Source organism: Leptospira inadai serovar Lyme str. 10, assembly GCF_000243675.2.
GTDB classification, from domain to species: domain Bacteria; phylum Spirochaetota; class Leptospiria; order Leptospirales; family Leptospiraceae; genus Leptospira_B; species Leptospira_B inadai.
Genome location: NZ_AHMM02000024.1, coordinates 40,541 through 61,283, shown reverse-complemented (window position 1 = coordinate 61,283; position 20,743 = coordinate 40,541). Strand labels below are relative to the sequence as shown.

General features: G+C 43.9%; 17 protein-coding genes and 1 pseudogene. 7 read left to right on the top strand and 11 right to left on the bottom strand.

Features of this window, described 5'->3' with window-relative positions; genetic code table 11:
* Positions 1-314: 314 nt before the first annotated feature.
* Positions 315-1,505 (top strand): MFS transporter, encoded by a 1,191-nt coding sequence (locus tag LEP1GSC047_RS14125; protein WP_010409394.1) that lies wholly within the window; start codon positions 315-317, stop codon positions 1,503-1,505.
* 166 nt (positions 1,506-1,671) lie between these two features.
* On the opposite strand, the gene LEP1GSC047_RS14120 is transcribed toward LEP1GSC047_RS14125, so the two are convergent.
* Together LEP1GSC047_RS14120 and LEP1GSC047_RS14115 are read right to left on the bottom strand one after the other, a co-directional pair.
* Complete coding sequence (locus LEP1GSC047_RS14120; protein WP_010409393.1) at positions 1,672-2,289, bottom strand: SOS response-associated peptidase family protein; 618 nt, start codon at positions 2,287-2,289, stop codon at positions 1,672-1,674.
* A 173-nt stretch (positions 2,290-2,462) separates the two neighbouring features.
* Positions 2,463-3,164, bottom strand: coding sequence for a Crp/Fnr family transcriptional regulator (locus LEP1GSC047_RS14115; protein ID WP_010409392.1), 702 nt, complete (start codon positions 3,162-3,164; stop codon positions 2,463-2,465).
* Positions 3,165-3,290: 126 nt separating this feature from the next.
* On the opposite strand from LEP1GSC047_RS14115, the gene LEP1GSC047_RS14110 reads away from it, so the two are divergent.
* The 5 genes from LEP1GSC047_RS14110 to LEP1GSC047_RS14085 all read left to right on the top strand — a co-directional run bounded on the left by LEP1GSC047_RS14110 (position 3,291) and on the right by LEP1GSC047_RS14085 (position 8,441).
* Positions 3,291-4,328, top strand: coding sequence for an MBL fold metallo-hydrolase (locus tag LEP1GSC047_RS14110; protein WP_238325588.1), 1,038 nt, complete (start codon positions 3,291-3,293; stop codon positions 4,326-4,328).
* A 213-nt stretch (positions 4,329-4,541) separates the two neighbouring features.
* Positions 4,542-5,786, top strand: coding sequence for a M48 family metallopeptidase (locus tag LEP1GSC047_RS14105; RefSeq protein WP_010409389.1), 1,245 nt, complete (start codon positions 4,542-4,544; stop codon positions 5,784-5,786).
* A 242-nt stretch (positions 5,787-6,028) separates the two neighbouring features.
* Positions 6,029-7,021, top strand: a complete 993-nt coding sequence (locus LEP1GSC047_RS14100) for a catalase family protein (RefSeq protein ID WP_010409388.1) — start codon at positions 6,029-6,031, stop codon at positions 7,019-7,021.
* A gap of 209 nt (positions 7,022-7,230) precedes the next feature.
* A complete protein-coding gene (locus tag LEP1GSC047_RS14090; RefSeq protein WP_010409386.1) occupies positions 7,231-7,536 on the top strand; it encodes a hypothetical protein in 306 nt (101 codons plus the stop codon).
* 101 nt (positions 7,537-7,637) lie between these two features.
* Complete coding sequence (locus LEP1GSC047_RS14085) at positions 7,638-8,441, top strand: SDR family oxidoreductase (protein WP_010409385.1); 804 nt, start codon at positions 7,638-7,640, stop codon at positions 8,439-8,441.
* A 180-nt stretch (positions 8,442-8,621) separates the two neighbouring features.
* On the opposite strand, the gene LEP1GSC047_RS14080 is transcribed toward LEP1GSC047_RS14085, so the two are convergent.
* From LEP1GSC047_RS14080 to LEP1GSC047_RS14035, 9 genes and pseudogenes are all read right to left on the bottom strand, one after another.
* Entirely contained in the window at positions 8,622-11,948 is a 3,327-nt protein-coding gene (locus LEP1GSC047_RS14080) for an efflux RND transporter permease subunit (RefSeq protein ID WP_010409384.1), read from the bottom strand.
* 265 nt (positions 11,949-12,213) lie between these two features.
* Positions 12,214-13,212, bottom strand: coding sequence for an efflux RND transporter periplasmic adaptor subunit (locus LEP1GSC047_RS14070; RefSeq protein ID WP_020988924.1), 999 nt, complete (start codon positions 13,210-13,212; stop codon positions 12,214-12,216).
* A gap of 324 nt (positions 13,213-13,536) precedes the next feature.
* Positions 13,537-13,845 (bottom strand): hypothetical protein, encoded by a 309-nt coding sequence (locus LEP1GSC047_RS14065; RefSeq protein ID WP_238325587.1) that lies wholly within the window; start codon positions 13,843-13,845, stop codon positions 13,537-13,539.
* A gap of 317 nt (positions 13,846-14,162) precedes the next feature.
* A complete protein-coding gene (locus LEP1GSC047_RS14060; RefSeq protein WP_010409380.1) occupies positions 14,163-14,606 on the bottom strand; it encodes a DoxX family protein in 444 nt (147 codons plus the stop codon).
* 95 nt (positions 14,607-14,701) lie between these two features.
* Positions 14,702-15,586: an AraC family transcriptional regulator gene (locus LEP1GSC047_RS14055; RefSeq protein WP_020988900.1), complete on the bottom strand. Its 885-nt coding sequence runs from the start codon at positions 15,584-15,586 to the stop codon at positions 14,702-14,704.
* Between the two features lie 15 nt (positions 15,587-15,601).
* Entirely contained in the window at positions 15,602-16,723 is a 1,122-nt protein-coding gene (locus tag LEP1GSC047_RS14050; RefSeq protein WP_010409378.1) for a sensor histidine kinase, read from the bottom strand.
* A 178-nt stretch (positions 16,724-16,901) separates the two neighbouring features.
* Positions 16,902-17,921: a helix-turn-helix domain-containing protein gene (locus tag LEP1GSC047_RS14045; RefSeq protein ID WP_238325586.1), complete on the bottom strand. Its 1,020-nt coding sequence runs from the start codon at positions 17,919-17,921 to the stop codon at positions 16,902-16,904.
* Positions 17,922-18,029: 108 nt separating this feature from the next.
* Positions 18,030-18,957: pseudogene (locus LEP1GSC047_RS14040) on the bottom strand (histidine kinase N-terminal 7TM domain-containing protein).
* Positions 18,958-19,432: 475 nt separating this feature from the next.
* Complete coding sequence (locus LEP1GSC047_RS14035; protein ID WP_020988932.1) at positions 19,433-19,801, bottom strand: LexA family protein; 369 nt, start codon at positions 19,799-19,801, stop codon at positions 19,433-19,435.
* A 495-nt stretch (positions 19,802-20,296) separates the two neighbouring features.
* On the opposite strand from LEP1GSC047_RS14035, the gene LEP1GSC047_RS14030 reads away from it, so the two are divergent.
* Positions 20,297-20,698, top strand: a complete 402-nt coding sequence (locus LEP1GSC047_RS14030; protein WP_010409373.1) for a hypothetical protein — start codon at positions 20,297-20,299, stop codon at positions 20,696-20,698.
* Positions 20,699-20,743: the final 45 nt, after the last annotated feature.

Below are 20,743 nucleotides of genomic sequence, written 5' to 3'. Positions count from 1 at the left end.
GGAGGCCAGAAGACAGACGCGTTCGCTTTGCTCACGCTAGACAGAAGCTGCACCATGTTGGGAAGGCAGCGGGGTTAGACGAAAAATCCACTGATAACGGAGGAATCTTCCTGTAGAAACATGGAAACCCGGCTCACCAATGTTCTGTCCTCAGTCGTCTGTCTTCTGTCCTCTGCACGGAAAAACGACTTTCCTTTTGGAAGTATCCATTCTTAGTTGAATCTTCCTGCAATTTTTAGCCTAAGAAGGAAAGCAATTCGAAGCGAGTTCCCATTCAGGAAATCGACGGATGAAGATACGCATACCTTATCACTATGAAAACGATTACAAAATCTATCTGGGTTCTGTCGTTCATCAGTTTGTTCACGGATATTGCCAGCGAAATGCTATATCCGATACTGCCATTATATTTAAAGAGCATAGGATTTTCCGTTTTATTGATCGGAATCTTAGAGGGTTTCGCCGAGGCAACGGCGGGATTGAGCAAGGGATATTTCGGAAATCTTTCGGATTCAAGCGGCAGAAGAGTCCCCTTCGTGCAATGGGGATATTTCTTGAGCGCACTTTCCAAACCGATGATGGCCGTGCTAACATTTCCGGTCTGGATCTTCTCCGCGAGAACATTGGATCGATTCGGTAAAGGATTACGAACCGGCGCCCGCGATGCCTTATTATCCGACGAAGCGACTCCCGAAACGAAAGGAACCGTCTTCGGATTTCATCGATCGATGGACACTCTTGGCGCCGTGATAGGTCCTATCTGCGCTATTATCTATCTGCATTTTTTTCCGGAAGATTATGCGTCGCTTTTTTACTGGGCCATTATCCCGGGCCTGATCGCCGTAATTATTTCCCGACTTCTAAAAGAAAAAAAGAAGATCGCCACTTCCCCGACGGTGAAGCCTACGGGATTCTTCTCATTTTTGCAATATTGGAAGAAGAGTCCCCTCGCCTACCGACGCTTGTCGATCGCGCTACTCGGTTTCGCATTAGTGAATAGTTCCGACGTATTTTTATTGATGATGGTTAAGAGCAAAGGGTTTACCGATTCGGAAGTGATCGGCGTTTATATTTTCTATAATCTAATCTACGCTATCTCATCCTTTCCGATGGGAATGCTATCGGACAAAATAGGATTAAAGCGGATTCTGTTACTCGGCCTGGGCTTGTTCAGCATGGTCTATTTCGGCATGGCCTTTGCGGACGGAAAAGAACTCTTCTATCTATTATTTTTCATCTACGGTATTTATGCCGCCTCTACGGAAGGAATTACGAAAGCGTTAATTACGAATATTACGAGTCCCGACGATTCGGCTACCGCAATCGGAACTTTTGCCGGGCTCAATAGCCTCGCGGCCCTGCTTGCTAGTTCGTTTGCCGGACTGCTATGGTACGTGTTCGGCGCGACCGTGGTCTTTATCGTTTCGTCTTTCGTCACGATTTTTGTTCTACTTTACATCGCTTCGGTCAAAATCGAAGCAATGAAGCAGCGGAAACTTCAATAAGCCGGATCGATCTTCGTAGAACCCGAAACTTTTTTCCGGACCGTTTCCGTTAAAATCATTGATTCTTCCTTGATAAACGAACAGCTAAAACGACTCGTATTCCCGTCGACAGGTCGCCGGGGCTTTTCAGTCGGATACATAACAAAAATATAATTAATCTTAAGAGTTAGGAATCGGAGCCGATTCTACTCTTAATTTCGAAAGTGATTCCCCGCTCGCTTCGAATCAACGGAATCGGATCGGCACTGCCTTCCAACCAAGCGTCGAAATCGTCTTTCGCAATCGTTCCGGGTTGGTGGTCCCCTACCGGAGTCATTTCCAAGGACGCCGGAACGGTAATAATTGCAAATCCGGGTATTACTTTACCGTTCTCATGGTAATGCAAATGTATCCCTGCAAATGCGAATAATTCCTCGGACTTATGGAAAATTTCAACATTGACCCTCTCTTCCTCGGAGATCACCTTCCACTCGAAAAAGGAGCTGGCCGGAATAATGCAGCGAGAATCCTTATCCTTGATCGCATCCTTCCACAGCGGAGATGTCTTAATACTTTCAACTCGAGCGATCATTTCGTATTTTTGACTCTTACTATTCCAGATCCCCCATTTATAATTTCGGAGAATGCGATCTTCCCCTTTTGAAATTAAAACCGGAGCGATATCTCCAGGTTCTATGTTTCGATTCAGTCTATATTTTTCTGCGATCGTCTCCTGCTCGGCGCTGATTTCAAGTTCCGAAATGATTCGATCGGCTGATATATTGATACTATACGAATCGCACATCGATTAATTTTTAAAGAAGAAAGGAGGAAAATCAACCGATTTTCGGGTAAGTTCGACTAAGCCGAAAGATGTAAAAATCATAGTTCCTCCGTTAGGTTTTAGCTTCCAAATTCTATAATGCGATCCAACCGCCGAAAAGGTCATCCAATCTAGGATAATCCTATAACGGAATCTTAATCGGCTTTTTCGAAAAGTTCCAGTAATGCTTCCGGGTTTAAAATCTCGATTTTGCTTCCTGTCGAAGAAATCAGACCTGCGGTCTTCAAGGCGCGTAACTCACGTACTATGACTTCGCGTACGGTTCCGATAGAATCCGCTAAGTCCTGTTGCGACATCTTGACCGATAAAAATGGATGTTCCGATCGACTGACTGCTGTCAAGAGTAGATGACGTGCCAATCGTTCTTTTACGCTAGTAAAGGCTAGGCCGTACAGTTCACGAAGTACGGAGTAGACTCTCGAAGCGCATTCTTCGGCGAATATCCAAGAGAGTTCGGGAGAGCGTCTTCCGTATTCCCTAAGATCGCGAAACGAAATTGCGAATACTTCGGAGTCGCTTAACGCTTGCACATAAGTATCATCCGATTCTTTTATAGTTCCCCGGTTGGCAATCGCCCCGACTAAACCCATCACCTCTCCGGTTCTCGCATAACGAACCGTAGCCTGCCTGCCCGAAGAAGACGAAAGATATAATCTAAAAAACCCCGAAAGAACCAGCCCGGCATACGTAGCCTCTTCGAAAGCTTGGTGTACGACTTCTCCGGCGGAAAATTTTACGATCCTGCCTTCTTTAAACAGCGGTTCGTACGACTCTTTTCTAATCCTCGAAAAAATACTCAGCTGAATCGCTTTTAAAACTTTTTCAGAAACATCCACGGAGTTACTTCCTCTTTTCTAAGAATAAATCCGGAACTGGAACAAAAGTTCCAGCACAATTGAACGCCTTCACTTATTCTTCGAATCAATGGATCGAATCCCGATACGGCGACGATCCCGGAGGTAATGATGTTAAGTAGATTTGTACGAGGGATGAAGATAGGAATTCCGTTGTTCTGCAGCGCTTTGATAGTCGGAGGATGTTTCCTAGGTCCGCCTTTACGTAAGGATTTTCGAAATTGGCAAAAGTTAGAGGAAACAAATAATCGTTTTTTCGATTGGAAAGAAGTTTTTTCGAGTCCGACTAAATTGAATGTGACCGCAATCCATACCGGCAATGTTTTAACGGGGCCGTCCATTCTAATCGACGCGGAGGATCCTAGCACCCCGGCATCGGAAAAAAAGGAACGATGGGTTCCGTCGCTCAGTTACCTAGTGCAACATCCTAAGTTCGGAAAATTCCTAATGGATTCCGGAGTTCCCGCAGTAAACGAGGAAGGCAGATGCGATTTTAGCCTAATCGGTTCATTCTATACGATTCCCTGCAAATCCGAAAAAGGATCGGACATCGGTAACATCTTAACGAAGATGGATATTCCCAACGAAGATATTCTTTTCGTAATCGTCTCTCATCTGCACTGGGATCATATCGGAGGAATGGAATCGCTTCGAAAAAGAGGGCCGATTCGAATTCTCTTATCAAAGGAGGAGGCCGACGACGCGAGTAAAGCCTTCGCAATTTTTCACGGATATGCTCCGAAGGCTCTATCGATCGATTTTGAAGGCTCCGTTCTACCCGGGCAAAACTATTACGAAATGCCGATTTTAGGAAAGGTTCTGGACCTATTCGGAGACGGTTCGGTTTGGATAATTCCCGCATTCGGGCATACCAAGGGAGAATTAGCCGTACTTTTAAATACTCCGAATCAACCCTTGCTCTTCACATTCGACGCATCTCATTTAAAAGCGGGTTTTGAAAAAACGATTCCTCCCGGCGCTACCGTAAACCGTAAAGAAAGCATAGCTGCATTACGAAAATTGAATTCTTTTTCTAAGGCATTTCCGAGGATAAAAGTGATTTACGGGCATGAGCCCAGCCAATGGGAAGGGAAGAATCGAATCTTTTTACTCGCCGGCCATTCGTCCCATAACGTTCGGCGCTAATATTCCCGATCGAAGAGATTGGATTTTCGACTCCGTTTCGTTCAAACTTTTCCTTCTGAAACTAGAAAAATCGAATCTCTTCGTTTACGCATTGATTTGCAGTAGCACGTTTTTGTAAGCCTTGAGTCGCCGTCAAGAGTCGAACATAATTCTTGTTGACCCGTATATACCATCTAACAGTCTTATTTCGCACCAAGGAATTAGGACTGGAATATGTCGATTCGAAATGTTATATTAATTCTGTATTTTGCTCAATTGGCCTTCACCATCCTTTTGAGATATCTTTCTTATATGGGAGACACTTCGCCGGGAATACATGAAAGTATTTTAAAATATTTTACGGAAGAAGATATTCAAAACGGAATCGAATATGAACGGAGAGGTTTCTTCGCATCGCTCGCCTCCGATTTGCTCGATTTTCTATTGGCCGGGATAATCGTATTCACTCCACTCTCGGTCAAACTAGAAAACTATTTACTGAGAAAAACCAACGATCGATTCTATCTCTCGGTAGCGTTATTTTTACCGATTTTGAGTTTTGCGAAGTTCTTAGTCGAATTACCGTTTAACTTTTATTTCGGATACGTATTGGAGCACGAATTCGGATTTTCCGCGATGGCGATTTCCGATTGGATTATCTTTACCGGTAAATCCTTCGCAGTCGGGATCGTAATCACGACGCTGATCGGATTAGGAGCCGCGTACATTCTGAAAAAGTTCCAAAATATCTGGAAATATCTCATACCGTTGGGTGCTCTTATTTTAGGGCTATTATTCTCCGTTTTATTTCCGATTTTAATCACGCCTATCTTCTACGAATATCATCCGATCGAAGAAGGAAGTTTAAAGCATAAAATCGTAACGTTATGCGACCGTGCAAAGATAGAAGTCTCGGAAGTTTATGTGATCAATGAAAGCAAGTATTCCGGACATACGAACGCATATTTTACCGGTTGGGGATCCAATCGCAAAATTTTCTTATACGATACTCTCATCAAGAATCATTCCGAAGAGGAAGTGATCAGTATCTTGGGGCATGAGATCGGACATTGGACTCATAATCATCAAATTAAGGATATCGCCGTCGGTACTTTGGAAACGTTAGCGCTTTGCTTTATCATCGGTTTTATATTTTTGAAAGTGAAGCGGGAGAATAAAATTCCCTTGAAGGAGTTTTATTCTCCGTCCACTCTTCCGTTTCTCTTTTTGATATTATCCTTGATCGGTACGATTACCAAGCCGGCCTGGAGCAAGTTTAGCAGGGCTCAGGAAGCGGAAGCGGACATGGAAGCCTTAATTCTCACCAACGATAAGAAAGCCTTTATTAGCGCGGAGCGAAAATTAGCGAAGGATAATAAATCACGACTCAATCCGAATAGATGGGAGGTGATTTACAACCACTCTCATCCGACTACGTTGGAACGAATCGATATGGCCGAGAAATATTCGGAACCTTAATGCGGACATGTACGGAATTACATTTTAATATTCTTTAAAATTCTTCCTTTGCCGGTCGTGATACCGGACATTTCGACGACTTTTTTCCTATAATCGTTTTACGCGGAACGAATTCGTTCCCTTTCCAGTTCCGAAAGAGTGTAAAAATCGTCCGAAAATATTTTGTTTTCTTCATATGTTGACCGTTCTATAGTGACTTACGACTTAGGTCCTCATAGACAAGTTTGTCCGGGAGAAAATCGATGAAACCTGCAAGTGTGAATTGGAAAGAGGATATCGCGGCGGATGAGGAAACCCGATTTACGGGATATGCGAAACAATTCGAGGCTATACAACAGGAAAATTCAAAACTGTTCGGAAAAGGCAGGACTCTACATCGCAAGCAACTATTGGGGATGAAGGCCAAATTGGAAGTTCTCCCGGATTTGCCCGAGCACGCAAAGCAGGGGCTTTTCGCTAAATCCGGAATCTATGAATCGTTGATTCGGCTTTCCAGCGGAAGTATGAAAATTCAACCCGACTCTAAAGGCGATATCCGCGGTTTTGCGATTAAGATACTGGGCCTCAATTCGCCTGGAGCATTAGGAAACGGGAATGCGACGGCCCAGGATTTTTTATTCATTAATTTAGAAACGTTCTCATCGCCGAAAAGCGACGAATTTGTCGGCTTAGTAACGGCAGTGGCAAAGGGCGGCGGCGCACTTCTAAAATATCTTTTTACGACATACGGGTTTTTAGGAGCGATCTCCAGAATTCGCAAAGCGGCAGCTACGTTTAATAAACCGTTTAGCGGATTCGCCACCGAACGATTCTACAGCGCCGCTCCGATTTCATGGGGTCCGTATGCGGTGCGCGTTCGTCTTCTACCGCCCGAAAATCAAATACCGTCTAAAGACGCTTTAAATCATTGGGGTCTCGACATGAAGACGCGCCTAACGCAAGAATCGCTCGTTTATTCTTTTCAAGTCCAATTCTTCACGGATGAGACGACTACTCCGATTGAGGACGCGTCCAAGAATTGGGTCGAATCGGAATCACCTTATATAACCGTTGCTCGACTAACGATTCCCCGGCAGGAATTGGGCAGTCAAGAGGCGATGGCATTCCAAGCGAAAGTGGAAGAAGCCGTTTTCGATCCGTGGGAAGCGCTGCTGGAACACCGCCCGTTGGGAGACGTGATGCGCGCTCGAAAATACGTTTATTTAACAAGCCAAAAAGGAAGAGGAGCCGTTTAAGGGGTGTTCTACGACGGTGAACATTCAGGTATAAGCGACAGCTTATCGAGAGCAAGAAGACGAATTTCGATAAATCTTCGAAGAACTAGTCTTTTCGGTTGAACTACAGGATTCATTCTGCTAAAATTGCGGTACTTTTTGTCGTAAATTCCTTCTTCCTCGAGGCAATGCATCTCGGAAAAAGGAATTCTTATCGGAAAGGAGGTCTCATGCATTCTTACGAAACTATCTCCGACGCAATCTCCGGTCTAAAAGCGGAAGGTTACTCCGAAGACTTTAACCTTTTATGGAATATGCACCGGAAAGACAGCGAAATCTATACTTCTCCTCAAAATTTCAAAGTGGATAAATTCTATCGATTTGAAGGTAGTACCGATCCTGCGGACGAGGCCATCCTCTATGCGATTTCATCCTCCGAATCTCCGCATAAAGGAATTCTTGTGGACGGCTATGGAATTTCCGCCGACGAAGGTACGGGCGAGTTGGTCTCCCGGCTCATGAAAAAATCCGGATAAGTATGCTCTTAACAAACCGGAACCCTCGTCGACCGTCGAGCGATTCCGGATTATTCGGGCTCGAGTAACGAAAATTAAGTGCCCGTTTCAAAGGAGAAGAAATGAACTCTTTCTATAAAAATAAGGTGGTTTGGATCACCGGTGCATCTTCCGGCATCGGGGAAGCGATCGTTCAGGAACTTTCCTCCCAAGGAGCAAAGATCGTCCTTTCAGCCCGTAGAGAAAAGGAACTGAAAAGGGTCAAGGCGGAAAACGATTTGACAGACTCGAATTGCCTAATCCTTCCATTAGATTTAGAAAATTATAATACTTTAAATAAACTTCCGGAAAAAGTAATCCGGAAATTCGGCCAAATCGACGTCTTGATCAATAACGGAGGAATCAGCCAGCGATCTTTTGCTCATGAAACTTCGGTCAAAACCTACGAGTCTTTGATGAATGTAAACTATTTCGGTAATATCGCGCTGACACTTGCGGTACTACCGTTTATGCGAGAACGTCGTACCGGCTGGATCTCTTCGATTTCAAGCGTGGCCGGATTATTCGGGGTTCCGTTAAGAACAGGCTACTCCGCCACGAAAGCCGCGTTGACCGGTTTTTTTGAGGCTTTGAGGGCGGAAAATACCGATGAAAAAATCAAAATCACGTTAGTCTATCCCGGGTTCGTCAAAACGCAGATTTCAAATAACGCTCTGAAGGGAGACGGGAAGAAACAAGGTAAAATGGACCAGGTGATTTCGAACGGAATCGATCCTAACGAATGTGCAAGACGTATCCTGAGTGCGATTGCCGAAGAAAAACTGGAAGTCATCATAGCAGGTCCGCGGGAAAATTTCGGAGTTTGGTTGCACAAATTTTTTCCGACTCTTTTTGCCCGCTTTATTGCCAAGGCTAAAGTGACCTGATTGATCCTTCCATTGATGAAAAAAGATAGGACCTATCGATAGCCTCAAGTACCCGGTTGCCCGCCGGGTAACTTTCATGCGACTCGATTCGAGGTAATCCACAAATTCGGAAATGTCGTCTTGCTTACGTCCGATCGGACTCTCGCCGATCGACGTCTATCCTTGAAAATTAAGCAATTCCTAATGTCTTGCCCGATCCTTCCTTCGAGTTTGTTTAGAATCTTTGCCTGTCTTTGGCTTATGTTTCGGCTTTTCTTCATCCTCATTATCGCTTTCAACAGCGTAGGATGACGGATGAAGAACGAGCGAATTCGATTCAGGAGTTTGATTCTTTTCTTCCCTTTTTTCCATGATCAGGATATACAAACTCGGCATGACGGTTAACACCAGAAGCAACGCCGAGGTCAATCCGCCTACCATCACCGTAGCCAAGGGTCTTTGAACATCCGAACCTACTCCGGTTGCCATCGTTGCGGGAATTAAGCCTAGCAATGCCAGCAACATAGTCATTAAACGAGGTCGAAGTTGGCTGACCGCCGAGGCCACCGAAGCTTCACGGACGTTCATTTTTGGCGCACCCGGTATTTTTTCGTGTAAGTAATGATTGGCCTTGGACACGAATAGAATTCCCGCCATCGTAGCGATTCCGAAAAGGGAGATAAAGCCAACTCCAGCGGACACGTTAAAGTAATATCCCCTCGCTAATAGAGCATAGATTCCTCCGATAAGGGAGAGAGGAATACAGGAAAGCGCAACGAACACCGACCTAAGATCCCGATAAAGCAGATACAATAATCCGAAAATAATCCCTATCGTTAAAGGAATTACGATTGCGAGCTGCTTCCCGACCCTTGCCAAGTTCTCGTACTGACCGCCGTACTTCACCTCATAACCGTCAGGAAAATGAACTTCTTTCTTTACCCTTTTTTGAAGTTCGGAAACAAAACCTCCCTGATCCCGTCCTCTCACATTCAATCGAACCGTAATCGTTCGCTTACCGTCCTGACGGAAAATCATGGTAGGCGAATCTTCTTGAGTAATGTCTGCGAGCTCCGAAAGCGGAATTCTTTCTCCTCTAGGGGAGATGATGGGAATTCTCGCTATTTCCCTGGCCGATTCCCGATAATCCTTGGCGAATCGAACGACAATCCCGTAAAGGGCTCTTTCTTTAGGCGGATCATCCATCGGGCCTTCGTACAGATCGCTGATCGGCTCCATCCCGACGGCAGCCTCTATCACTTGCTGAATATCGCTTACGTTGATGCCGTACCGAGCGGCGACATCCCTCCGAATTCGAATCACGAGCTGCGGCGCGGGTCCTTCCTGCTCTATTCCGTACTCGCTTGCGCCCTTCATTTCGGAAACGATCGTTAAAATCTGTTCCGATAGGTTCCGCATCACTTTCATGTCCTGCCCGGAAACGAATACCGCCAAGTCGGCGATCGTCCCCATGATGGCTTCGGAAAGATTGTCCATGATCGGTTGCGAAAAGCTGACTCTTACTCCGGGTAGTCCTTCTTCAAGATCGTTTCGTAAGCGAAGTAAGAGTTCCTCTTTCGTGATCTTCTCTCTCCAAGCTTTATAATCTTTTAATCCGATATAAACTTCCAACCGGTTCGGAGGTAGCGGATCCGTTCCATCGTCGTTCCTACCGTACTGGGATAGGATGGTGTCCACCATTTCGTTTTTATAAATGATTTTTCTGACTTTCGGAATGAACTTCTTCGCTTCCGGTAAGGAGATCCCTACAGGAAAATAGAGTCGAAGAGTAAAGCCGCCTTCGTCCAACGAAGGGAGGAACTCCGTTCCAAGAGACATGAATCCGACTACTAGAAGTCCTGTTACGGCGGAGAATGCTATGGCGACGACTCGCCTGGATCGATCGACCAGATAATGAACGATTCTTTCATATTGAGTTTCAATCCAATGATAAATCGGATTATGCCATTCGATCGGGCCCGGATTCGAAGACTCGAAATACCTCCGATAGAAGAAGGACATTAAGACCGGAACGATGGTCATCGTAAAGAGCAAGGCTCCGAAAATCGCAAAGGATAATGTGAAGGCCATCGGCTTAAAAAGGCGACCTTCGATTCGTTCGAATGAAAATATGGGAAGGTATGCCAGGATGATGATCAGAATCGCAAAAAGAATTTCAGTTCCGACTTCGGAGGCGCATTCCAAAGTAAATCGAATGATTCCTTTTTGCTTTTCCTGTAACGTGGCGTTCTTATAACGCCTCATGATATTCTCCACCATCACTACCGCGCTATCCACGACGATGCCGAAATCGACGGCACCCAGCGAGAGAAGACTCGCGGAGATTCCGGAAGAATTCATCATCGTAAACGAAAATAAGAGAGCGAACGGAATTGTGGCCACGACGACGAAGGAGGCGCGAATGCTTCCTACAAAGAAGATAACGACCAAGCTAACGACGGCAATTCCTTCCAACAACGTGGTGCCTACCGTGCGCAAGGTGTACTGAACTAGATCTCCTCGATCGTAGGTCGTACGCAATCGCGTCCCTGCGGGCATGTATTTTTCGTTAATTTCCTTCACCTTCGCACGAACTCTTTCTAGGAAAGCATTCGGCTCCACCCAACGACGCATCGCGACCAAACCTTGGACCGCCGAATCGACATCGATCAATCCTTCTTGATCGTTTTGAATGGTATATCCAAGAACCCCGCTAGGAATAGGAGGGGCGACTTCCACGGTTCCGATATTCTTTACGAAAACCGGGACTCCGTTTAGATTTTTGACGACGATATCCTCGATTTGACTGATTTCCCGAATGGCACCGAGAGATCGAATCGGTAGCGACTGCTCTCCTTGCAAAAGAAAATTTCCGCCGGTATTCAAGTTATTACTTTGCACGGCATCGATCACATCGGCAACCGTGGCCTGATATCGAATCAAACTTTCCGGGTTCATCACGATATGAAATTGCTTCGGTAATCCCCCAAAAGTCACTACGTCCGCAATTCCGGAAACTTGGAGCATCTTAGGAATCACGATCCAGTCCTGGATACTCCTAAGCTCCATCGGAGTGTGATTACCGCCCATCGATTCCACGACATATCGATATACCTCCCCTACGGGAGAACTCATCGGGGCCAGTGTCGGCGTAACCTCGTCCGGAATCACGGCGTCCCGAACCTTTTCCATCAATCGCATCCTGGCAAAGTAATCGTCGGTTCCTTCTTCGAAGACGAACTGAAACACGACGAGTCCGTTAATCGTCCTCGAACGCCGTACGATCACATTCGGAGTGGAATGCAGTACTCTTTCGATAGGCATCGTGACCCGCTCTTCCACTTCCAATGTCGCCTTCCCCGGAAATTTAGCGACTACCCGGACTTGCGTATCGGCGATATCGGAATAAGCTTCCTTACGAATATCTATCCAAGACCAAATTCCGATCAATAAAGCGACGGCTCCGGCCACCAAGGTGAATATCCTATTCTTTAATGCAGTTTCTATAATACTATTGATGATTTTCATCCAAGGCAACCCTCGCAATAAGCGGCCGAGAACTTTTCCGAACGGAACCCGGATCGGCCCATCTTCCGAAACAAATGAAGTAGATCCGATACGAAACCGATAGACAAAATGTATTTATTAATTAAGTATATATAATTAACAAATTCTGAATTTTCTGTTCCATAGATCGGGCTCATGGAACCTTCGCCCGCGGCGACCGATACCCGTGATCCGTTAAAATGAAACGACGAAGCGGCGAGCTGTTCGAAATATTCTTCCATCATCTTCAAAAACCGAAGCTCAAGCCTTTCAATAGAATCGCTCCGTCGACTACGACTCGCTCTCCCTTTTCCAAACCGTCAAGAACGCTCACTACGTCCTCGTTGGAAACTCCTAGGGTAATTTCCCGGCGGAAAAACTCTCCGGGCTTTCCCTCTAAGAATACGTAGGTTTTTCCTTCCACTGATACTGCGGCGATCGCAGGAAGTAGGATGGCACCCGAATTTAAACTTTCCGGAAACTTCACCGTGGCGTACATTCCCGGCTTAAGTTTTCGATCCGCGTTGGCGATCGTAATCCTCACCTTAACCGTTCTCGTAATCGGATCCACATTATCTCCCAATGCCTCCGCCTTCCCCCGCCAAACCTCATTCGGGAACGAGGAAAATTTCAGTTCGACATCGGTCCCCTTTTTCAAATTATGAAGTTGTGATTCCGGAACGTCGCTGATAACCCAGGCGGTATGCAAACCTGCTTTGTTTAGCATCGAAGGATTTAATCCCAACGCTCGAAGTTTTCCTTCTAATTCGGCGACTTTCGCTGCGGCATTTTCAGCCTCCGTTTCCGCTTCAATTAAATCCTTCTCGTTTGCGACTTTACGTCGAAACATATCGCGGATTCGTTCCAGATTCTTACTCGATTGATTCAAGGTATTCTTTGAATGAAGATATCCCTGATATAATTTCTGAATTTCGGGCGACTCGAATAACACGAGAGGATCTCCCTCCGATACGGAAGCTACGGTAGAAGCGATCAGTCTTGCAGGGGCATGAATGTTTACGAAATTTCCGTTTTTATCGATCTCTACGATCTTGATCATTGCGAGACCGGGACTTCCCTTCTTGAATTCGATTTTCGATCCGTCCGCAGAAACGCTAGGCTTCTCAGGAAACGAATTCGGTACGTTTTTCGTTTTCCTTATTAAAAGTGTCGTGAAGGTCAGCAAAAACGCGAGTCCTGCTAAAAATAGGATCAATCGCGCTCTAGTTCTAAAAAGCATGTTCATTCTATAATCAAAGCTCCTCGCTACTTAGTTCGTTGAGAGTAAGCAGCGGATAAAAATCGGTTTTTTATTCCGATCTCAAAATAGAGGCATCACGTTCGGATCCCTCGTGAATATGAATTTTTTTTAATGCACTATATCGGTTCGACGCGACTCGCCCGGTCATGAAATCGGATTCGAATCCGTTTTCATGAAAGGTCCTCCCCGAATGCAAGCAGCCGGGTTTTCGCGCTTCATCAGAAAAGATACGTCGTCCACAACAAAACGAAGCGTAGTCTTCGCCACGGGAATAAATCTATACCCGTCGAATATTAGCTTTCGATCAAATTAGGTAAGAATTGGAGGGGGGATATTGAGTAAGAGAACGGAAATAAGACGAATATAATAGTATGTCGTAAACGATATTTTGCTCGAAGGAAAGAAAACCTTGAATTTTTCCGATTCGGAAACGACTTCACAGAAGTAATCCATGAAGTCGTATCTACTCCTAAAGGAAATGGCTAAATGCCTGGAGTCCTCGTTAGAGATTGTCTGAGCGGCATTCGCATGAACCGGTGCCGTTATCCCCCTAATATAGGAAGATTCGGCACGATCGAATCCAAGGGCGGATAAATCTATCGATCCATCTTGTTCCATTGGCAGAGCGATAAGCGCCATCAGAACAGAAATAAGCGATTGCTTGAACCGGACAGATCTCACGCTTTCTACTTTTTGAGTAATCTTTAAGCAGGCAACTCTTTTTCAAAAAGTTCCTCGCCTCCGGATAATTTTTAATTTCTTCCAACAAAAACTAGCCGGAAAGATATAAGTCGAAGCGTTTGGAATCGAATGTACTTCGCATTAAAAGTTTACCCTCTAGTAATAAACTTTCGGCAACCGATTCGATAGTTTCCAAATTCGTAATCTCTCTTAAACACATAGGTTCGAAAGTTTTCGAATCGATTTCAATCGCGTTACTTCAATCGATCCTGAAGGATGCGGTCCACTGAGGCCGCCCCGCCGCCTAAAATCAGCAACGCAATTGCGATCCCGATAGCTAAGACATGGTACTCGAATCCTTCACCCGTTTGATTTCCGAACCAGTTCATAAAAAAACCGTTTTTCCTTTGGAAGAACGCGGCCCCGATCATTACGATCCCGATACCCAACGCGGATAATCTAGTGCAGAACCCGAGTATTAAAGCCAAGGCTCCGAATGATTCCGCAACTATGATCAAAAATCCGATAAGAGAGGGAATTCCTACCGACGCAAAAAAATGAATCGTTGAAGTAAATCCGAAACCGCCCATCCAACCGAACAGTTTTTGAAGACCGTGAGGCAGCATTACGGCTCCTAATATGATCCGAAGAAGCGTTATAGCAAAATTCGTTTCCGTAGCTAAAAGTATCTCGAGCATTCTTATCTCCTAAATACGGCGACCAAAAATCCTTCGCCGAATAGGAAGGATAGTACGCAAATCGATAGTGAAAGTAAATGGACGAAATGCGAAAGTTATTGCACTTTTCGATTTTCTTCCCTGTATCGTTCCGGAGAGACTCCCGTTTGGGCACGAAAGAAACGGCTCAAGTAAGCGTTGTCAGAAAAATTAACTTCCCGGGAAATCGCCGTTATGCTATTGGGTGAATGAACCAACAAACGCTTGATCTCTAATAGGATCCTGTCGTTGATTACCGATTTTGCATTAAGACCGAGTCTTTTTTTACAAGCCGAATTTAAAGCAGAGGCTGATACGCCAAGCCTTCTCGCGTAAAACACGGTCGATCTTTCCCGAATAAAATTCCCTTCCAGAATTTGCTCGAACTCGGAAATAAGTTCGTCGGTGATATCGGAAACCTCGCATCCGAACTCGTATTCCCGTTTGATCTCCAACAAAATAAGTTGAGTCAGAGCAAATAGAATTCCTTCTTCCGATTCGTTTTCTCGTTCTGCGAGTAAACGATCGAAATCTCGAGCTAACGCCTGGGATTCCCGGATTCCCAGCTTTGAACGGGAACTTCCCGATTTGAAAAAAGGGAAGCCGAAAATCGAGGAGCGCGCCGCCGAATTTCTAGCGTAGAACTCGGGTGCGAATTTTAAAGCGTATCCGATAACCGGAGAATCAAACCTCCAGGAATGAACCTGGCCCGGACGTATGAAGAAAAGCGAATTATCCTCGATCTCATGATTCACAAAATCGATCTTATGATTGCCCTCCCCTTTTAAAAAAAAGAACACCGCAAAGTAATCATGTCGATGTCCGCTGAAATATTCGGCGAAATCGGACGGTAGATTTTGTAGTCGACTAACTTGTAGGAACGGAATACTAGAATCCCGATAAAGATCGCTCAATCGAATCGTCGATATCAAACTTCGATCGGTTTTTATCGGATTTCTCATCGATTGTCTCGAAGGTTACCGCGCATTTCGAAAAAAATCAAGTTGAACGGAAGTGCCTTCTTCACTGATATCCGTCTTTAAATTTCCCTTCAACTGGCGAACAAATAATTGGATCAAAGTATGCCCGATCCTATTATGAATCTCCCAAGTTTCCGGATTTCTTATTATGGAATCGTAAATACGCAAACGATACGCATGGTCCGACTCCGCCAATTCGACGACGATAGTCGAAGAAATAATGGAATCTGTGTGAGGCTGAAAGAAATTCAATAGTATCTCGTTTAAAATTAAGGCAAGAGGAATCGCGTCTTCCACCGATAAATTAATGTTTTCAATTTTCTCTTCGACGCTAGGAGGAGGCATATCCGAGAAAAATACGGATATAAGATTGGAAATGATTTCCCGAAAAACCACCTTGCAGTCCACTTTAAGATAACTTCCCGACTTATATACGTAGTTATGCACTTTCGAGATCGCAAAAATTCTGTTTTGGATTTCCGTACAATGATGTACCAGTTCCGGACCAAATTCGGTTTTTTGAACCTCTATTAAACCGGAAAGTATTTGCAGGTTATTTCTAACCCTATGGTGAATTTCCTTGATTAGAATATCTTTTTCATCGGAATATACCTTGATGACTCGAACGGTCAAAATCGAGATGAGAGCGAACAAAGAATACATTACTATGGTGTCGGAATAGTATATGATACCGGCTTTATCCGTATTCCCCGACACCCAACCTTTAAAAATCAAAAGACCCAAGCAGTATATCGAAACTAATATAGTATTTCTAATATTCGATAAATATAAAAATACTATGATTAAGGTAGAAATGGAGAAGATAAAATTTCCGTCCTTAGCTCCGAAAAACCAACCCGCAGTTACGGAAAAAAGGCCGGCGATTAAATTCACATTTACCGCTAAATCGAATCGTTTGGTAAAAATCAAAAAGATCGAAACGATCGAAGATAAAATGATAATTATATAACCCGGACGAACTCCCTTACTTATGTAAAGAATACTGGCCAACGTACTTAAGATCAAAGTGAAAACGTTGAGTATAAATATATGCAGCGCTTTCTGTTTTGTCAGATAGTCCCTATCCTCGTAAATAATCGCTATTTTTTTAAAAAGCATATGGCGTAAAAATTAAGGAACGGAGTCGCAAATAAACGAAAAGCATTTTAATCCAAAACGAACTAATTTGTAAATATATTTACAGGAAACTCCGATTCGACCCGAAAATCATAGGCCGAAAAATGCTTCGACACGGAGATAAGGAACTTTCCCCTCGAGCGACTAAATCAGGACTCGATCAGACTTTTTCCGTCATTTTACGTCTTCTAAAATCGGAGGGAGTGACTCCCATCATTTCTTTAAACGCGCGATTGAAAGGCGCAAGTGATCCGTAGCCCAGGTCCATGGCGATTCTTAAAACCTGAGCGTCCTGTTTAGCAGGATCGACTAGAATCTTTGCCGCTTCCCGAATTCTATAGTGGTTTAGGAATTCGTTGAAATTTCTGTAGCCTAATCCTTTGTTGATCAGTTTTCTAACCTTCTTTTCGTGAGTGTTCAGCTTTCGCGAAAGGTTCGCAATAGTCAGATTTTCCTGCAGAAAGATTCGCTCCCTGTCCATTAAAAGAATCAACTTTTCCAGAAGATTTTCATCGATCCCTTCTTCGAGCCACTGGTTTTTAGATATAAGAAAGATATTCTCCCTAAAATCAAATAGTTTATAAGAAAAAAAGAAAATAAGCAGGGTGATAAAAAAGGAATTCACAAAATCGCAAACCGCCGAATAACTTAGGTTTTTGGTGATAACCTCCATGAGTATTACAAAGATACAATATATTCCCGTGATCCAAACGAAGATCACCCTGAATTCCCGTCTTGATTCCATTAAATCTATATTTTTATCCTTCAAAACCCGTCCTAACGTGAATAGAACGATCCCAAGATAGAAAAGTTGAGGTAGACTGAAAAGTATTTTGGAAATCGGAGAAGGGTCGTTCTCGATGTCCAAAACTATGAAAATATAAAAACAAAGCGAATTAATAAAAATAAAGAGTGCTCCATGCCAAAGGTTTAAGCGAAAGGCATCCGAGAACATACTCGAAACGAATAGGTAGAAAAAAGTCGTTACCGAAAAACAACCGATGTGAATCGCATAGAATAGGATCGGATTCAATCCGCCGTTATCCAAGAGAGGACAGATAAAATAAGCGATTAAACTAACGCAGAACAAGCTCCCTAAAACTCCCTGAAGGGATCCCTTAAGTCTAAGCAGAAAATTCAGAATGAGAAAGCATAGCTGCGCTACAGAGACAGTCTTCAAAAAGGCGATATCCGTCGGCAAATCGAGCATTGTAAAAGACTAAAATATTATACCGGGATTATCAACGAAGAATCACCGGACAATTTTAAAAATTCGAAGGTTTCGAATTCAACGGAAAAAGATATCGATTACTTTTTTTGAATATGCTCTAACGTGAGCGGCAATACCGCCCTTCTTCGTGTAAACGGATTCGATCAGCATTTCGGACTGTAACGCGAATATTTCCTCCTGCCTCTTTCTTTCAAATTGATCGCAAATCTCTTTGAATGCTTTCGGATCCATTTTATTCAATAGGAACCGATTGACGGAAATGATCGCGGAGGATAAACGCGGAGGATAAACGCGGATTTCGAAAATCATGCTTAAAATCCGTCAATTCGATATTAAATAATCGGTACTTGGTCACCGGTATCCAGGCGAACCAAAGAAAAACGATAACGCCTAGGACGGCCATTGAAGTCAAGGATATGCCGAGCAGAGGCAAGAAAACGACGAAAATGGAGGAGACGACTCCCCCCAAAACCACTCCGGTAAATAAATAAATGGAATGAAGCCTTACGAAATAATCGCCTATAAAGATATTTCGTAGTAAAACTCCGGCGCAAATCAGTATGGATGCATAAATATACGCGCATGACGGATAATAAAACGATCCCGGATCGAAAACTCTTTCCGTTCCGATCATCCGAAATGGACTAACCGATCCTTCTAACGCCAACCAGGAAAAAAATAGAATCGCTATCACGTGAATCAACATCAACAACGTAGGAGGGAATACCAATGCATAGGGTTTGGTATAGTTGAAAATTACGTAGGTCAATAAAATCGGAATAAACAGCGGAGGTATCGGGATCAAGTTCACGAGTAGGATCCGCACCGACAGAGGAAACGGTATTTCACTGAGAACCAATAGCCCGGACCAGAGTCCCATCGAAAATGTCATGAGTGAAAACGCCAAACTCAGGTAATTTCTTTCCGACCATTTATAAAAGTAGAAGGCGGATATCGTTAAAAGAAAAAAGGTTAAGAGCGCCAATATTAACTCCCGGAATATCCCGAAAAAATTAATTCTAAAATTCGAATTTCCAAAAAAAGGTATTTCAAGTCACGAATCGACTTATTGCGATCTTGAACGACATTTTTAATAAATGTTATGTGAAAAGGGGGTTCGATAGAGACATTAAGGTCAACCAAATAATTTCATCTATATTAATTGAAATTCAACGCTAAATCGAACGAAGATTTGCAATTCTAACGATGCGAACGGAAAATCGGAATAATTCACCAATATGCATTAAGGGACAGATGGAGATCCGGCTCCCTCGTCGGCTTACCGATTGAAGAAGGTCTATTGAATCGAATATACATTCTGAGCAGTCGCAACTAGCCCGACGCCGCCTAGAAATGCGAATGGAGAGGAATTCCTCCCTTAACTTCCCGCTTTGGAAGAAAATTCTGAAAAAGAATACTGTTTAACGGATCGACGCCCGTAATCGCATTAGACTGCAAACTCATACCCAATGAATTACTCCCGTAACGACTCCCAAAATCCTGAATCCGCTTAGCTCTAAAGAGGTGTAGGAGGAATCTTCTCCCGGTTCGTTTATAAAGACCTGATCTAGAATCTTCGATACGGCCCTAAGAAGATACTCTCCTTTGCCGTATACTATGACAATGGAACCGTCCTTTGCTTCTTTATACCGATCGATCAATAATCTGTCCTTATCTCGAATTCCAAGGCCTATCCAAGCATCCCCTTTTACTGTTACGAAGATTTTTCTTCCGATATCCGATTCGGAAAAACTCAATAAATCGAGTTTACTGCCTTGCTCCTCCGAACCGTCTGCAGGATATCCTGCATAAAGAGTCGATTTTAGCACGGGGATCCAACAATTTCCTTTCGAATAAACTATATTTATCATAAGTAAACATATATATAGTTATTCTGCTCTTTTCAAGAGATTTTCGCGGGAAAATTAGAAATAAATTAGGGAGGAGGTCCTCAAAAACGCCGCCGATATGTCGCTTATCATTGCCGGATCAATGCCGCCGTTCGCAACATCTAAATCGAATATAGTCGTAATGTTTTTAATCTATAGGTTTAAATGAACGGGGAAATCCGTTTCGGAAAGAAAGGTTTGTTTACGGTGTCGAAAGGAGACCGTAAATACTTTATATATTCATTAAATAGATAAACTTCCTCTTAACCGGAATTGATTTGGATAAAAATAACTGAAATTCTTTTCAAACCGTTAGTAGAAGTACGAATCTGGGGGAATCGAGCTACGTAGTTCTACGGATTGACAGTCCAATTTAACTCCGCTATATTAAGCGGCGTTTTTAGGTTCCGTTTCCGATATTATGTGAGGACAAAAATGGCAATACATTATAAATCGGCAGATTTAAATACGGTGCTTCCCACGCAGTGGGCTGACATTCCGCAACTTACTCCGTTAGTTTTCAAAGGAGCGGAAGTATTCGAAGCGTTTAACGTTACGTTAACTCTTCCAATGATCAAACTTTTGGGACCGCCTCCTGTCGGCGGGTTAATCTCCATTCGGCTTGTCCAAGACGGGGGAACTGTTTTGAGCGAACTAGAATGGGTGGGTAATTCTCAGATTATGCTTTACCCATTTCTATCCGCAACAGGCGATATCGTTTCCAGGGGAGGAAGAGTGAGTATTTCGGCACAGTGGCGTGTCACGAACACTTCTCTCCAGTTTAAAGCAATCGGATTAGGGTATTTGACGGTTATTGTGGATAGAAAAGCGGAATAGTTTTTGGAAAGACCTCTATCTTCGTAAAAGAACCCCTTAACGGAA